General features: G+C 40.0%; 13 protein-coding genes and 1 CRISPR repeat array. Of the genes, 5 read left to right on the forward strand and 8 right to left on the reverse strand.

From position 1 onward, the window contains the following. Positions 1-209: 209 nt before the first annotated feature. Entirely contained in the window at positions 210-593 is a 384-nt protein-coding gene (locus ACE1B6_RS18775) for a hypothetical protein (protein ID WP_413258778.1), read from the forward strand. 62 nt (positions 594-655) lie between these two features. Here ACE1B6_RS18775 and ACE1B6_RS18780 read toward each other — a convergent pair whose 3' ends face one another. After that, positions 656-2,314 carry an ArnT family glycosyltransferase gene (locus ACE1B6_RS18780; protein ID WP_413258779.1) on the reverse strand — a complete coding sequence of 553 codons (1,659 nt, stop codon included), beginning with the start codon at positions 2,312-2,314 and terminating at the stop codon, positions 656-658. A 299-nt stretch (positions 2,315-2,613) separates the two neighbouring features. Here ACE1B6_RS18780 and ACE1B6_RS18785 point away from each other — a divergent pair, with 299 nt between their 5' ends. The 3 genes from ACE1B6_RS18785 (at position 2,614) to ACE1B6_RS18795 (ending at position 4,674) form a co-directional block, all read left to right on the forward strand. Continuing rightward, positions 2,614-3,861 carry a sensor histidine kinase gene (locus tag ACE1B6_RS18785; RefSeq protein ID WP_413258780.1) on the forward strand — a complete coding sequence of 416 codons (1,248 nt, stop codon included), beginning with the start codon at positions 2,614-2,616 and terminating at the stop codon, positions 3,859-3,861. 125 nt (positions 3,862-3,986) lie between these two features. Continuing rightward, positions 3,987-4,334: a hypothetical protein gene (locus ACE1B6_RS18790; RefSeq protein WP_413258781.1), complete on the forward strand. Its 348-nt coding sequence runs from the start codon at positions 3,987-3,989 to the stop codon at positions 4,332-4,334. A gap of 145 nt (positions 4,335-4,479) precedes the next feature. Then, positions 4,480-4,674, forward strand: coding sequence for a hypothetical protein (locus tag ACE1B6_RS18795; RefSeq protein ID WP_413258782.1), 195 nt, complete (start codon positions 4,480-4,482; stop codon positions 4,672-4,674). On the opposite strand, the gene recG is transcribed toward ACE1B6_RS18795, so the two are convergent. The 6 genes from recG to ACE1B6_RS18825 form a co-directional block, all read right to left on the reverse strand. Next, the gene (gene recG, locus ACE1B6_RS18800; RefSeq protein WP_413258783.1) at positions 4,641-7,124 is read right to left on the reverse strand and encodes an ATP-dependent DNA helicase RecG; all 2,484 of its coding nucleotides are present in this window, start codon (positions 7,122-7,124) and stop codon (positions 4,641-4,643) included. The genes ACE1B6_RS18795 and recG overlap by 34 nt on opposite strands. A 105-nt stretch (positions 7,125-7,229) precedes the next feature. Further along, on the reverse strand, positions 7,230-8,141 hold the full coding sequence (locus tag ACE1B6_RS18805; protein WP_413258784.1) for a hypothetical protein: 912 nt from the start codon (positions 8,139-8,141) through the stop codon (positions 7,230-7,232). Positions 8,142-8,311: 170 nt separating this feature from the next. Beyond that, positions 8,312-8,974 carry a translation elongation factor Ts gene (tsf, locus tag ACE1B6_RS18810; RefSeq protein WP_413258785.1) on the reverse strand — a complete coding sequence of 221 codons (663 nt, stop codon included), beginning with the start codon at positions 8,972-8,974 and terminating at the stop codon, positions 8,312-8,314. 42 nt (positions 8,975-9,016) lie between these two features. After that, positions 9,017-9,814, reverse strand: a complete 798-nt coding sequence (rpsB, locus tag ACE1B6_RS18815; RefSeq protein WP_413258786.1) for a 30S ribosomal protein S2 — start codon at positions 9,812-9,814, stop codon at positions 9,017-9,019. 154 nt (positions 9,815-9,968) lie between these two features. Then, on the reverse strand, positions 9,969-10,571 hold the full coding sequence (locus ACE1B6_RS18820) for a hypothetical protein (protein WP_413258787.1): 603 nt from the start codon (positions 10,569-10,571) through the stop codon (positions 9,969-9,971). Between the two features lie 221 nt (positions 10,572-10,792). Then, positions 10,793-11,734, reverse strand: coding sequence for a glycosyltransferase family 2 protein (locus tag ACE1B6_RS18825; protein ID WP_413258788.1), 942 nt, complete (start codon positions 11,732-11,734; stop codon positions 10,793-10,795). Between the two features lie 307 nt (positions 11,735-12,041). Here ACE1B6_RS18825 and argG point away from each other — a divergent pair, with 307 nt between their 5' ends. Beyond that, entirely contained in the window at positions 12,042-13,286 is a 1,245-nt protein-coding gene (gene argG, locus ACE1B6_RS18830; protein WP_413258789.1) for an argininosuccinate synthase, read from the forward strand. Positions 13,287-13,343: 57 nt separating this feature from the next. On the opposite strand, the gene ACE1B6_RS18835 is transcribed toward argG, so the two are convergent. Next, positions 13,344-14,048, reverse strand: coding sequence for a M15 family metallopeptidase (locus ACE1B6_RS18835; RefSeq protein ID WP_413258790.1), 705 nt, complete (start codon positions 14,046-14,048; stop codon positions 13,344-13,346). A 257-nt stretch (positions 14,049-14,305) separates the two neighbouring features. Continuing rightward, positions 14,306-16,246: a CRISPR direct-repeat array (repeat unit 37 nt; unit sequence GTTGAAACTTCAATTAATCCCTTTCAGGGATTGAAAC). The last annotated feature ends 26 nt before the right edge of the window (positions 16,247-16,272 follow it).

The raw sequence follows: 16,272 nt of genomic DNA on the forward strand, positions 1-16,272 counted from the left end.
AATTTGTCTTTGAATAAATTTATCTTTAACTTGCCGTCCTTACGGGAAATATGAAATCTTTAATTAAAGATGGGTTTTGGTTGAAGCTATCTCTGATAGTACTAACTCATCGCAGTGACCAATCGTAAGCTGGGCGCTATGCGTGACAGCATGGTTAGTAAATTCGCAACTGAAAAAAGGCACAACCTGTGGAAAAGTAGGAAATTCTGATGAATGCTCACACCTTTGACGGCCATTCTGTTACTTGCCCAATTTGTTATCGTTCTCAGGCAAGGAAGCTGAGTAACTTGGGTGGTGGACTCTATATGTGTCCTTATTGCCATGAACGCTTTGTGATTAGTCAAAGCGGTCATTATGTGAGAGACCCTCTCTCGATTCCGAGACACAGAACTGATGGGCAAATGCTACGTCGCCAAAGTCGTCCTTTGGCACGGATGAGTCGTGATTTTCGGATTGCCAAACCAATTTCTTTAATTGCTATCATTTGCAGTGCTATTTTCTTAGGTTATACTATGGCGAATTTAGATGAAAGACCTGGGGAGAAAAATCCTATTCAGCAAGTTATGGATTGGGTTACTAAAACTATGAATTGATTTTATGAGCTTTCCCCGCATAGAGTTTGCGGGGATTTTTGCTTTTGTAGTTTAGTAGTTCACTAGTATTTGCCTTTGGTAATTAAAACCCAACTAGCTTCTGGTTTGGGGGTATTGGTTTCCACTCGATCGATTATTTGCACAGGTTCTAAGTTGATTTTTTTGGGGAAAGACGATCTGAGTAAAAAGTAGGGGGAGGATTCTGTTTGCCAAATTTTTTCTAGGGTGTCTTGGGTGGCGGGAATAACTTGGCGTTCGCTGTAAAAGTTTAGTGAGGGGCGGAAGTTGGGATAGGATGTATAAATTTTTTGGCCTGGGGGAATATTGCTTTTTTGGATCATTTGGGCAACTGGTTTTACTGGGTATTGTTCGGTTAGTTCCCATACCCAGTTATCGGAGTTCATCAGGAGAAATAGGGAGAGGTAACTGCCCCAAAATAAAATGATGATGAATTGCAGGTCGCGTTTAAACATTAATACAATGGCGATCGACATTGTTAATGCTATAGCTGCTAAAATTAGCACTAAATCTGTTTCTAGTTGGGGTGCGAATCTGGCAAAGTAAATGCAGCCTGCCCAAGAACCAATAATTAGTATGCTTAAAAGTGCAAACCAATAACGGGGAAAGGGTTTACTGCTGGGCCAGTTCCAAAGTTCGGCTAATTGTGCGCCGATTAATAGGGCTAATGCTGGGTAGATTGGTAGGACGTACCAGGGTAGTTTGGTGATCATGATTGAGATCGCTAATAGATAAATACTGCTCCAAACTAGGATTAATTTAGCCCAACTGAGATTGCGATTTTCCCAAGCTAAAATTACGCTTTTGGGGAGAAAGATTAACCAGGGCCAATTATATTTGAGGATTTCTAAGATGTAGTACCAAGGTGGGCCAGCGTGATTATCAACTCGGTCCCAAATTCGCTTCAGGGATTGGTTTAAAATGCCTTGGTTGATGAAGGTTTGAACGTAAGTTGGATTGGGATGTAGTAGTTGGGCGGCATACCAAAATGTGGCGGGTAAACTGCCGATGATGATGCCACTCCAGAAGTATATTGAGGTGAGTAATCTTGGGGTGTCCCAGGCGATAAATGCTAGTGCGATCGCACCTAATAATAAACTTAAAACACCTTTTGTTAAAGCAATCAATCCTAATCCAATACCCACACCTAAGCAGTAACGTAAGTCACGACGACAACGCAATAAACACCAAATTGTCAAGAGAAAAAAGCACAATATCGCCCCGTCTAACATGGCTAAACGTCCATGACGCACCACTGGCAATAAGGTGAGGTAAACTAAGGCGCTAAATATTGCCCACAGCCTTCTGGGGAAGATTTCTCGCCCAATGCTGTAAAGTAGTGGCACGGAAAGGGCGGTTAAGATCGATCCGGGTAGGCGGGTTGTCCACTCATTAATAATTCCGGTAATTGAATAGGTGGTGGCGATGAGAATATGAACTAAGGGTGGTTTGTTGATGTAAGCGTCTCCGGCTAAAGTAGGATAAAGCCAGCGTAACGATCCTTCGGGTGCTAGGGCGATTTCACGGGCAACTTGGGCGACTATTCCTTCATCCCAGTCGCGCAAAGGCAGACCACCTAGATTGGCTAGATAAAGAGTTAATGCTGCTATTAGTAAGCCGATGACCCATAAGCGGTCTAGCAAGATTTCGGTGCGATACATTTGGGTTGTTGGCTGACGCAGCTGAAACAGTTTCCGGTACATGGTGGTCTAACTCACGATAAGAAAATCTAGAAATATTTATCTGGTGATAGATGTTAATAATCAAATCTAAGTTAATATTGTAAAGATTATTGTAATCCTAGCCCTGTCAAATCGACTCAGGTTGGATCGCTAAATTATTTTTTGCCGCAGTCAGGTAAATGTCAGTAGTGGGAATACCACTGGGCTTTAACCTTAGATCTGAATTGTGCAAGACTTTTAGTAAGTTGGGCGCTGGTTTTGTCTAATCCCCCGATTCATCAAGGTGATGTTACCAGTACTTGACAGGAATATTATTATTTATGTGGAATACAATTTGTTTTCCGATCGCTTACATCTTAGTTGATGTTGATGCCGAGTTAGTTGGTGGATTAGAAAATATCATTATTGCTAGTTGCTACTTTTTAATTAGCTTGTTAATATTGCGCGATTTATGGCAGGAGCGAAAACTATCAATTAATTGGTTAACTATATTAATTGCAAGTTTGTTTTTAATTGGTAGCGGAAGCTACTTTTTTCCGAATTTGATAATGGTGAGTGAAAGTAATCTTTTCCGGGGACAGATGGGGGGAGATTGGGTGGGGTTAATACCTGCGATCGCATTTTTTATCATATATCAACGTTATCAATTTTTCCTGTCTTCGATTAACACTATTGAAGCTAAACAAGATTTAGAAAAAAAATTGCAAGAGACTAGAGAAAAGCTACAACAAAATAGTCAATTTTTGCAAGAAGCTCAAGTTAATTTAGAGAAGATTCAAGAACATTTAGCACAAGTCGAAAGGTTAACTATTTTAGGTCAATTAGTTTCTGGAGTTACTCATGAAATTAATAATCCAATTAATTTTATTTATGGGAATTTGCCCTATTTAGATGAGTATAGCCAAGGATTGCTGAAAGTTATTGATGCTTACCAAGCTAGTTATGCAACTAATGCTGAAATTGAGAAGGTGATAGAAGAGACTGATTTGGATTATGTGCGATCGGACTTTCCTTATATTATTGATTCTGTTAAAGTCGGAGCAGATAGAATTCGCGAATTAGTCCAAAATTTGCGAAATTTTTATGGCTCGGATGAGTCTCAAATGAGACTAGCAGATATTAATTTAAGCCTCGAGAGTAGTTTGTTATTACTGTATAATTTTTACAAGAATAAGGTACAAATAATTAAGCAACTCGATGAATTACCGCCTGTAAAATGTTATATTAGTCAAATCAACCAAGTGTTTTTGAGTTTGCTTGGTAAGGCAATTAGTGCTTTATTGGAATCTGAAAATAATTGCCAAAATTCATCAAAAAAGCAGATTATTATTCACACAAGAAAAATCAGTAATGATGCTGTATCGATACAAATATCATTGAATCGAGAGATTAAAGAACCAATATTTGAGACAATTTCAAATCCGAAATTAATTGGAATAGGAACTAGTTTAGGTTTGCCAATTTCCCAAAAGATTATTACTGAAGTACATCAAGGAAACATTTATTATCAATCTAAATTAGGGGAAGGAACAATTTTTACCATTGAGTTACCAATCAATCAACTTTGACTGGAGGGTTACGCGATCGCCTAACCCATCAAAAAAATGTTGTTTCTCCCAATAGATAGATGAAACAAAAACCGCGGTTCTGCTTTACTTTAATTGCTAAATTAGCTGTAAAGGAAATAATTTCCATGAATCTCAATCTCAATAAAATTAGCAATAAAGTAAAAAATTCAATTAGTGAATTACCTGCATCGCCCCCACCAGAACAAGAAGGAATTCGAGAATTATTAGAACACCTACAAAGGAGAATAGAAGGCGATGAAAATTTACCGACAGCAAACAAAGCTGAAGCATTAAGCCAAGTTCAAGCATTAGTAGAGGCTGCGAAGAATGCCGGAATTGAAGAACATCGGAGTATCGCATTTTCCGCACTGCAAAGATTAAAAGGAATTGTCAAAGAAGCACCAAAAGCTAATAATTTTAAAGAAGCTTGCGAAAATATTTTACCGCAAATCGCTACAGTATTTGGTTTATGACCCACATTCCCTAGTTGAAGCTGAGTTAGTGATAAGCTAAATGTTGTTGGAAAAAAATGCCACCGAAAGTAAAACTAAGACAAGGCAAGTATTAGTATTTAAAAAGCCAAGCGATTAACTGTTAGCTAATATGGGAGATTAGAAAATGCAACTTCCTCCTTTCCCCAGTCCTTTGAAATCACTAAAAACTACTATTACCTCTGGTGTAATAATTTTTGCAGGGCTATTTACAAGTTTTGAAATTGGCGATCGCGCACAGGCGATCGTAGTTTCAGGCGGTAAAAGAAAAAGTATAAGTAGTTACGATCAAGTTAAAATCGAACCACCCATTAGTTTTTGATAGCGGTATTCTAACTCGGCTTTTAGCAACGAATTCTGTAAATGTTGGTCTTGCAACATAACTAATTCTGCGGCATCTCGCGCCAAATTTAAAACTTCTTGATCTTCTACTAAACTGGCTAAAGCAAAGTCTGGTAAACCAGATTGTCTAGTTCCTAAAACTTGCCCTGGACCCCGAAAACGCAGATCCATTTCTGAGATAAAAAAGCCGTCTTGAGATTGTTCTAAAACACTTAGACGTTGCCGGGAATCTGCACTAGTGCTACTACTCATTAATAAACAATGAGATTTGTGAGTACCTCTGCCAACTCTACCTCGTAATTGGTGTAATTGAGATAAGCCAAAACGTTCGGCATTTTCGATTAACATTACTGTGGCGTTTGGTACATCCACACCGACTTCAATTACTGTTGTCGCTACTAATATTTGGGTTTGATTTTCCCGGAAATCATTGATTGCTTGATCTTTTTCCGCTGAAGTCATGCGACCATGAAGTAAGCCAACTTTAAATTCAGGAAACACGCTTTCTTGTAGTTTCTCATATTCTACGGTTGCTGCCCGAACATCTAATTTTTCTGACTCTTCCACTAAAGGTAAAACAATATAAACTTGTCTACCTTGCACAAGTTCTCGGCGGATTAAATCGTAAGCTTGATTGCGTTCTCTTCCTGATAAAGCTACGGTATTAATTGCTTGTCTTCCGGGTGGTAATTCGTCGATTTGACTAACATCTAAATCGCCGTGTAAAGTTAAGGCTAAGGTGCGAGGAATTGGGGTGGCTGTCATAGTTAAAACGTGAGGTTGTGCGCCTTTTTGTTGTAGTTTGGCGCGTTGATGAACGCCGAAACGATGTTGTTCGTCAATTACTACTAAACCTAAACTATGAAAGTTAACTTTATCTTGAATTAGGGCGTGTGTTCCGACTAATAAAGGTAATTCTCCGGTTTCTAATTGGGCGTGAATTTCTCGACGTTTGGCGGTTTTAGTGGAACCTGTGAGCAATTCTACGGGCAAATGTAGGAGGTTAAACCAACTAACTAGTTTGCGATAATGTTGTTCGGCTAATACTTCTGTGGGTGCCATTAATGCGGCTTGATAACCTGCTTGAATGGCGGCAAGAATGGCGACTACTGCTACTACTGTTTTGCCTGCGCCTACGTCTCCTTGAACTAGGCGATTCATGGGGGTAGTTTTTTGTAAGTCGTTGAGGATATCGTTGATTACTCTTTGTTGTGCGCCTGTTAATTTAAAGGGTAATACTTGATAGAATTTTTCGACTAATTGACCTGTGGGGGCTAAAATTGCGGAGGCTTGAGTTTGGCGTAATGTTTGACGGCGTTTGAGAAATCCTAGTTGTAAATAAAAGAATTCGTCGAAAACTAAGCGTCTTCTAGCGGCTTCTTTGCTGTCGCTATCTGTGGGAAAATGAATGTTATTAATGGCTTCTGGTAGTTTAATTAATCCGTAGCGATCGCGCAATCCCCGCACCAAAGGATCTTCAATTTTCGCGGTTGCTGGTAACACTGCCATTACTGCTTGTCGCACAACATCCGCGGGAACTCCTTCAGTTAAAGGATAAACTGGAACGACTCTGCCAATATTAATTGATTCAATATTATCTCCCGGACTGGCTAACATTTCCATTTCGGGATCTTGTAAAGTTAAACCATATTTAGTTTCTTTTACTAACCCAGATGCAGCAATGATCGATCCTACAGGATAACGCCGTTTAATTGATTCTTGCCAACCGCGATTACTATATTGATTACCTGCAAAAAATCTACTCAAGCGCATTTTTGCATAACGATCTTGCAAGACTATTTCTAATATAGTTAATTTCTTGTTTTTCGGACTAGTAAAACATTCACAGCGTTTAATTGTGGCGACAATAGTAACTGTTTCGCCAGCTTCTAATTGAGAAATGTCAACTCGGCGAGAATAATCTATGTGATCGCGAGGATAATAAAATAGTAAATCTCGAACTGTATAAAGTCCTAATTTAGCTAAATGTCTACTTTTGGTAATTCCTAATTTTGGGACTTCTGTTAAAGGTTGATCTAAGGAAATTTCTAGTTGAGGAGTTGGGAGTTGGGAGTTGGGAATTGGTAATTCTTGTAATGTTTCTTGGGTTTCCGGTTCTTCTGTGGGGTTACTTCTTCGTTGCCAAACTTTTTGACACTCTGCTTCGGAAGCTTGCAGAAATGACTTTGCTAATTTTACTAAATTTTCTCGATCGCTAATCGGCAAATTAGGATACTTAGCAAATTTACTAGCCATTTCCTGCCAGTTTTTCCGCCATTCTGAATCTAAAAGTTTGGGAGGTTTACCAAAAGTTAAGCAGAGAAATTCACTAAAGCGGTATTGATTGCCTATTAAGTCAACAAAACCGTTTTTCTCTTCTACTTCTAAGGCTTTTTGCCATCGCACCCAATCAGGTTGAGAATTAACCATAAACCAACTTGCCGATTTTCGATTTGGGATTTTGGATTTTCGATTTATAGTTTAACAAATCAGCAGGAAAAGAGGTATATTACCATCACAAATGACCCATAATAATTATTCATCAAACCAACTGGCACGCCAAGCTAATTCCGCTTCAGCAACAGCTTTTTCTCTTTGTTTTTTTTGATATTCTCGGCGGGTGGTATGCAGCCTGACGGAGAGGTTTCTAATTTGTTGACGCAAGCTTGTCAAGGTGGAATCAGGAAACTCGATTTCGGACAAACGGAGATGAATAGTAACTAAATGTGTAACGGTAGAACTTTGGGATTCTCGATCGCTTTCTGTCTCAATTACTAAGTTTAATAAATTTGGTGGTCCCGGCATTGTTTCCGCTGCTGCTTCCACTTTAGCGGCTGCTTCTAACACAGGTTCTGGGAGTTTTTTCGGTAATAATCCGGCTTGTTGTAACTTTAAGTTACTGTCGCGGGAGAGTTTTTGCAGAGTTTTAGCGATCGCATTTTCTAATCTTTCCTGCCATTGCAACAAAGCTTCTGGATTAGTAATATTTGTATTTGGCTTTTCCGTTGTCGCTTCTGCATGAATTTCCTCAGACTCAGACTCAGAAAAAGGCTTTTCCTCACTGCTTTCCTGTTGTTCTATTTCGGCAATACTTTCCTCAATTAATTCCCGAAGTTCGCTAATTTCCAGTTCATTTATGGTAAGGATTTTAGGTTTTGCCTCCATCGGCGAGTTAACTTTAACACTTAACTCTTGTGCAGTTCGATCTGCCAATTCTTTAATTGTTTGTTGCAACTTTTGCCGCTGATTAAAAGACAAACTGAGAAATTCTTCTGGATAACTTTGAGTACATAAATGATATGTTGCTAAAATCAGCTGTTGCCGCATTACTTTACCTAAAGCAGTCAAATAACGGCTGTAGATATTGTAAAATTCTTCTGCTAGTTCTGCGATCGTCTGTTCTAGTACTCCAATTTCCCGTTCAATTCTCTCAATTGCTTTAGCCATAACTTTTACTGAAAATACACAAAGCATTGCGGTATTAAATTAAGATTACCGCAATGCTGGAAATCTGGAAAAGTATCAATAATTTAGGTAATTTTTTCTGGTGCGTCAGAAAAGCGCAAAACTCTGTGATTTTTTCAGATTTTTGTCTGACGCACCCGACAAAGTTGGGATTACTGTTTTCCTCCCATTTGGGCTGCTACTTCTTCGGCAAAGTTGCTTTCTGCTTTTTCTAGTCCTTCACCGAGAACAAAGCGCACAAAGCGGCGAACTTGAATATTTTCACCCAACTGAGCTACATTTTGCTTAATCAACTCTTCCACAGAGATATTTTGATCTTTAATGTAAGGTTGATCGAGCAAAGTCATTTCGGTGAGGCGTTTTTCAATCCGCCCTTGGACGATTTTTTCTTTGATGTTAGCTGGCTTATTAGCTAAATCTTCGCGTCCCATTTCGATCGCTTTTTCCTTTTCCACAATCTCAGCTGGGATATCGCTCACCTTAACATACTCAACGTTAGGGCAAGCGGCGATTTGCATCGCAATATTCTGCACTAAAGCTTTGAAACCTTCGGTACGGGCAACAAAGTCAGTTTGGCAGTTCACTTCCACCAAAACGCCGACTCTGCCACCAGTATGAATGTAGCTACCAACTAATCCATCTGTAGCTGCTTTGGTTTCAATTTTACCAGCTTTCAGCATTCCCTTTTGCCGCAGCCAGTCCATTGCCTTTTCAACATTACCTTCATTTTCTTGGAGTGCTTTTTTGCAATCCATCATTCCTGCACCCGTTTTTTGGCGCAGTTCTTGAACTAGTTTTGCAGATATTTCCGCCATCTCTTGCCCTTACCTAATCTAGTTTTTACGGATTGAACGTGATTATTCCTCAGTTTCTTCTTCTTCGTCAGAATCTACGAAATCACTCTCATCGTATTCCAGATCGTCTTCTGCGCCTTCGTAATCTTCGTAATCTTCTTCTTCAGCTACTTCTAGTTGACCGTGGCGACCTTCGTAAATCGCATCTGCCAACTTACCTATAATTAGCTTAATCGATCGAATCGCATCATCGTTAGCCGGAATCGGAATATCAACTACATCTGGATCGCAGTTAGTATCTAACAAAGAAACGATGGTTAATCCTAATTTCTGACATTCTTGAACTGCGTTATATTCCCGTTTCTGATCCACAATTAAAACCACATCGGGAATTTTCCGCATTAACTTAATACCGCCCAGGTATTTTTGCAGCTTTTCTAATTCCCGGCGCAAAACGGCAGCTTCTTTTTTCGGCAACAAATCGAGTGCGCCGCTTTCTTGCCGTCTTTCTAAATCTTTGAGGCGTTCGACTCTGGTTTTAATAGTTGTCCAGTTGGTTAGCATTCCACCTAACCAACGTTGGTTAACATAGTAAGCACCACAGCGAGAAGCTTCTTGGGCAATAATCCCAGCTGCTTGACGCTTGGTACCAATGAACAAGAATTTTTTGCCTTGTTCTGCCGCAGTTCGCATGAAGGTGTAAGCTTCCTCCATCAACTGAGCAGTTTGGACTAAATCAATAATATGTACCCCGTTACGAGATGTGTAAATGTAAGGGGACATTTTCGGATTCCAGCGGCGAGTTTGGTGTCCAAAGTGAACACCAGACTCCATCATTTGAGCCAAAGAAACAACTGGCATAATTTTTTAAACTCCTTTCGGGTTAATCCTCCATCTGAGGGGATTTCCAGTAACTTGCAGTCACAGAAACACCCGAAACCTCAGATGTGTGATTTTAGACAGCAATTCCTAAACTAACACAATTGGGCAAAGATTAGGGGAAAAGTTTTTCCTGTTATTCGGAAATTGTAAGTTCGTGGATATTTTTCAGCTGGGTTGCTGTCTTAGTAGCAGGATCGTAAGCCCAAGCTTTTAAGAGTATCCTACCTGTAGGTAAGGTGTTGGCTTTCACAGAAGTTGTCCAACCAGCGTTTTTGTAGCTGTCACTTTTGATCGCTTTGGCTACATCAGGTCTAGCTAAATTTACATTAGCGATCGCCACAATTTGATTACTATCTGGTAAGGTAATAATCACCTTTTCCGCTGGTTTAGTTTTTTCTGGAATGATTGCCCAACCAGTTAATGTCAGATTGCCAGTTTTGTTGACGTTATGTTTGAGTGCGCCAGAGTTATTTACGGCATCAAAAAAGCCATTTAAGACGGTGGGAGGTGGTGTCTGAAACTTAATTTCGCTGGCATCTTGCACACCCAAGCTGGAAATATTAATTGTCGTGGTTGCTGGTTTTTGTCCAGCAGGTGCAGTGGTGCTGACATTAGCGGCAGTATCAGCTGCGGGTGGGGTAGTGGTATTTGTTACATTTTGGTTACTATCAGAGCAAGCAGCTACTAAAATAGCTAATCCTGAAACCAGTCCTAAAAATTTTGCCCGATCAAGCATATTACATCTCAGATTAATAGTGAATTGCTGTATTTGGGGAAGCTGCTACTTCCTGCTAAAACATTTAACACCCAGTTGGGGTTATGAAAATAGCCATATTAACATAGCATATCTTTGCTATTTGCTGGAGATGTTAAGGGAGTGGGTTCAAGGCAAAGGGTAAAGGATTTGAGATTGGCAATTTTCGATTGTAGATTTGAGGCAGATTGAAAAGGAAAAATTTACAATTTCAAATCATTTGCGATCGATGCTTGATAAACTGCTTTAACGTTATACCAATTAAGGAAAATTCGGGCAATTTCTAGGGCTAATTGCGGTTTACCTTGGTTAATTAACGCTTGTAATAATGGGGCGAGAGTGCGTTCGTTGAGCCGACCACCTAAAGATAAAATTCCCCAAAGTAAACGGTGTAACCAAGTCATTTGAATCATCATTCTTACTTGCCAGCTGGGATGTTTTTCATAAAACAAAACTCCCATGCGTCCCCGTTGAATTTCTTTTTCAATTAAGTTGGGAATTTGATTTAATGAAAAGGGTGGATGCCAGTGGTAGCCAACAGCTGCGGGACATTTAATCAGTTTTAAACCGAGTTTTTTTAAGCGTACTCCTAGTTCTAAGTCTTCCCAACCGTAAAGTTGAAATCGGGTGTCAAATAGTCCAGCTTTTTCTAACCAATGTCGGGCAATAGCCACGTTTCCTGTAGCAAAATATGCGGCGGAAAAGTCGGTGATTTTATAAGGTTCAGAGGTAGGATTTTCAAAGTTACAAGTATTAACTACTCGACCGTAGGTAAAAAGCCGATCGCTCCCTAATTCCTGATATCCTGCTACTAAAGCCTCAGCATGGGCTTGCAAGAAATTTTCCGTTACTACTAAATCGCTATCAATAAATATAATTGTGTCACCGATCGCCTTTTCCACACCTAAATTTCGGGCAGCAGCTGGCCCTTGGTGACTTTGCTGCAATAATCGAACATGAGGCAGTTCGCCAGCGTCAGTTGCTAACCAAGACAAGGTATTATCGGTGGAACCATCATCTACTAAGACGATTTCGTAGCCAGTAATCGGGCTATTTGGGCTCAAATGCTGCTTTTCTAAAGCTTTGAGGCATTTTTCCAAAATCGGTTGACGATTATAAGTAGGAATGACAACGCTGAAAAACACCTGGAGGATAGCTCGCTGCTTTAGTTGGTCAAGGGTTTATGTTACTTGGCGATCGGCTGGGTGTCAATGTGGGGACTGGGGATTGGGGACTGGGGATTGGGGACTGGGGATTGGGGACTGGGGAAGATAGAAAACATTAATCGAAAATCTAAAATTCCCCATTGATTACCTAGTCCCTAATCCCTAGTCCCCAGTCCCCAGTCCCCAATCCCTAAAAAACTGTGCTTTGGTGGACAGATATCGATCGCTAATGATAGATAATAAAAGCTTGTCTTTTTAAGCTTTTGGTTTTATAGGAAAATTGGCGATGAAAGCACAGGATTTGAAAGGGAAAACCATTGCATTTGCCGGATCTGGGGGATTGGATAGTTGTACAATTACTCGTTGGTTAACAGATATTGGGGTCAATGTTGTCTGTTTTACTGCTGACTTGGGACAACCGGACGAGGAGGACATTGAAGCAGTTCGGCAAAGAATGTTGCAAGCTGGGGCGGTAGATTTTGTATTATTGCCTGCTAGGGATGCGATCGCCGAAGTCGGAGTAGATATAATTCAAGCACAAGCTTGTTATGAAGGACGCTATTGGAATACAACAGGAATCGCCCGCTGTGTATTAGCCAAAGCAATGATTTTGGAGATGAAAAAACGGGGATTAACTATTTTTAGTCATGGGGCGACTGGCAGAGGAAATGACCAAGTGCGCTTCCAATTAATTACTAATATGTTAGCTCCTGAATTTGAAGTTTACGCACCTTGGCGCGACGAGGAATTTTTAGCCCGTTTCCCCGGACGTAGCGAAATGATTGACTTTTGTCAAGAAAAAGGACTTACTGTTTCTGCTACTAAAGATAAACCTTATTCAACCGATGCCAATTTGTTAGGATTAACTCATGAATCGGGAATGTTGGAAGAGTTAACTACTCCAGCGCATTTTGTTAAACCAATTATGGGTTGTTATCCTGTTGATGCTCCTGATGAAACTGTAGAATTTACGGTAAGATTTGAACAAGGTCGTCCAGTAGCAATTAATGGTAATTCTGTGGGTTTGGTGGAAGCATTTTTGCAAACCAATGCTATTGGCGGAAAGTATGGTTTAGGGATTGGCACTCATTTAGTAGAAAACCGTTTTGTGGGGATTAAATCACGGGGAGTTTATGAAAGTCCAGGGGTTGAGTTGTTAGGCACTTGTTATGCTTATTTGTTGCAGTTAATTTTGGATCGTCGCGCCCGTGAGTTTTACGATCAGTTATCTTTATTAATTGCCAAACAAATCTATCAAGGTTATTGGTTTGATTTGGCAACGAAGATGGCGCTTCAGGCGATTAAATGTACCGCAGAGTTAGCGACGGGAACGATTAAAGTAGCGATTTATAAAGGAACAATTTCCTTTTTGGCGGCGACTGATGTAGCACATTCTTTATATTCGGAAGAAAACGCTTCAATGGAAGGTATCGGCAGTTATAATCATGCTGATTCTGAAGGTTTGTTGCGAGTGTTTGGCGTGAGTGCGAGAGTTTTGGCTACTAGCGGACAAGTGAAATTAACCGAATAGATTAAGCAAATCAGATCCCCGACTTCTTGAAGAAGTCGGGGATCTTTATAGTTAGATTTAAATTCGACCATAACTGGCTGTAAATCGTTGATTGGGTTGTTGTTGTTGGGATAACCAAGCCCACATTTGATCGCCGTAAGAAAAGTGCCACCATTCGTTGGGATGTTGTTGGAAGTTGGCACTTCGCATTACTTGAAATAACAATTGTCGATCGGCATGATATTGTTTTTCTGGGAAGTCGTTACTGTTAGCAAAGTAGTCGGGATAGGAAACTGGGGAAATTTCATCGATGGCGGAACCCATGTTAACTAAGTTACCATTTTCATCAACTAAGGTAATGTCGATCGCTGCGCCTGTACTGTGGGGTGGTGGGGTGTTTGGATTAAGGCTCGGTACTGCCCAAAATTGATATACTTGTTGCCAAAGTTCATCAATTTGGGTTTGGCTTAATTGTTCTAGGTTTAGTTGTTGGTTGTTGACTAGTTCGGTAAAGGTATAATCAACCATAAATTGTTGTACTGCTACTGGTCGATAAGCGTCAAAAATCAGGATTCGCCAGTGAGGATGGGTTTGTTGGAGTTGATTTTGGGCTTGGATTAGGTTTTCGAGGACAGTTTCTCGGAGATAGTAAGGTGAGAGTTTGCCGTAGGGAGCATGGAGTTTTTGGTAGGCGTGGGGTGTTTGGGCGGCGAATTTTTCTAGGGGAATGGGTGTTAGGGGTTCGCCACATTCTAAAATCGGGATTTTTTGGTAGGGTTTCATTGTCCGGTTGCGCGAATGGGTGGGTGTTTTTAGTGAGTGTGGTTTGTTTGTGCCTCAAATGGTTAATTTACAAGAGTTTGCAGTTTTTTGGGGGAAAATCTGTTCCGCGCAAAGTTTGTAATGCTTGTGGGGTAAGGGTTTTGGCAAAAATGCGCTTGCGGGGGATTTACAGGTTGTGGGCTGAAATGATAGATTTATTTTGTTCCGCGAAACTGTACCTCGAAAATTAAATATATTCAGGGTTTCGGAGTGCCGCTGTTGAAACTTCAATTAATCCCTTTCAGGGATTGAAACCCCGATGTTAGTGATGTTGCGGCTTTCCCTGCCAGGTTGAAACTTCAATTAATCCCTTTCAGGGATTGAAACCAGGAAGCCTGAGCAAGTGCAATGGTGCATTTGGAAGTTGAAACTTCAATTAATCCCTTTCAGGGATTGAAACACCCAATGTTTGGCTACAAAAGTTCCAGTTTTTGTTAAAGTTGAAACTTCAATTAATCCCTTTCAGGGATTGAAACTTAGCAAGATCAAGTTTTTCTTGATATATTTCCTGTTGAAACTTCAATTAATCCCTTTCAGGGATTGAAACGTATTTGCGTACACTTAGAAGGAGAAGAGATAAAAGTTGAAACTTCAATTAATCCCTTTCAGGGATTGAAACCCCTTGGCTGCGGCGGCGGCTGCATCGACAACCTTCGGGTTGAAACTTCAATTAATCCCTTTCAGGGATTGAAACTTAGATCTTTTAAGTTTGAAAATAGAATTTACTAGTGGGTTGAAACTTCAATTAATCCCTTTCAGGGATTGAAACTTTTCATTTTGGATATTCCATCAATCAATCCCGTTGAAACTTCAATTAATCCCTTTCAGGGATTGAAACTACCGGAGCACTGTATCCGCGACCTTATGGAAGCGGTTGAAACTTCAATTAATCCCTTTCAGGGATTGAAACTCTTAGTAATAAAAAAGTCGGGGAAAAAATAATTAAATTTGGTTGAAACTTCAATTAATCCCTTTCAGGGATTGAAACAAATCTTCTGCTTCTTCTTCTTCTGATCAAAGATTTCACTTGTTGAAACTTCAATTAATCCCTTTCAGGGATTGAAACTTGTGGGTTCGTATTCCTCCACTGTTGGGGGGAATGTTGAAACTTCAATTAATCCCTTTCAGGGATTGAAACAGCTCCCCACAGTGCCAAACATTAGCTGATTGGCAGAGGTTGAAACTTCAATTAATCCCTTTCAGGGATTGAAACCTTAGAATTAGCTCATAGCAGTACACCTTACACAGGTTGAAACTTCAATTAATCCCTTTCAGGGATTGAAACCTGCCATCGCTGGCATAGCGGGAGATAGCATTGTTTGTTGAAACTTCAATTAATCCCTTTCAGGGATTGAAACGAGAGAAGATCTGGCAATGGATGTAATTAAGGCTTTGTTGAAACTTCAATTAATCCCTTTCAGGGATTGAAACAAAGCTATGCTTAACTGATTTATAAAAACCTTCAGAATGTTGAAACTTCAATTAATCCCTTTCAGGGATTGAAACGTCATTATTAATGTTGCAATTATTTTTAGTGATAAGGTTGAAACTTCAATTAATCCCTTTCAGGGATTGAAACTGATGGTCAGGAAGATATTTTTTATTTTTCATCTGGTTGAAACTTCAATTAATCCCTTTCAGGGATTGAAACTTCAGGGGAATATAAAGACATCTCATTTCCTCATGCTAAATAGTTGAAACTTCAATTAATCCCTTTCAGGGATTGAAACAAGGAACTCTGGGAACAATCACTCTTTGTTTTTTCTAGGTTGAAACTTCAATTAATCCCTTTCAGGGATTGAAACTCGGTGCCCTGCTTCTGCTCCCTGCTCCCTCCCGGTTGAAACTTCAATTAATCCCTTTCAGGGATTGAAACTGAATCTTGCGCCTTTTTCCAGACCAAACTCTTTGTTGAAACTTCAATTAATCCCTTTCAGGGATTGAAACGACAAAAACGGGAGAATTAAACCCGTAAACCTGTTGAAACTTCAATTAATCCCTTTCAGGGATTGAAACGAGGAACTACAACACGACGAAGGCGTACAACAAGAGTTGAAACTTCAATTAATCCCTTTCAGGGATTGAAACGTTTAGCTGGGGGATAATTCCCCCTTTGAATCATGTTGAAACTTCAATTAATCCCTTTCAGGGATTGAAACGAAAAATCTAGTAATCGCTGCCCAAC

The organism is Floridaenema fluviatile BLCC-F154, from assembly GCF_041929135.1.
Classification (GTDB): domain Bacteria; phylum Cyanobacteriota; class Cyanobacteriia; order Cyanobacteriales; family Aerosakkonemataceae; genus Floridanema; species Floridanema fluviatile.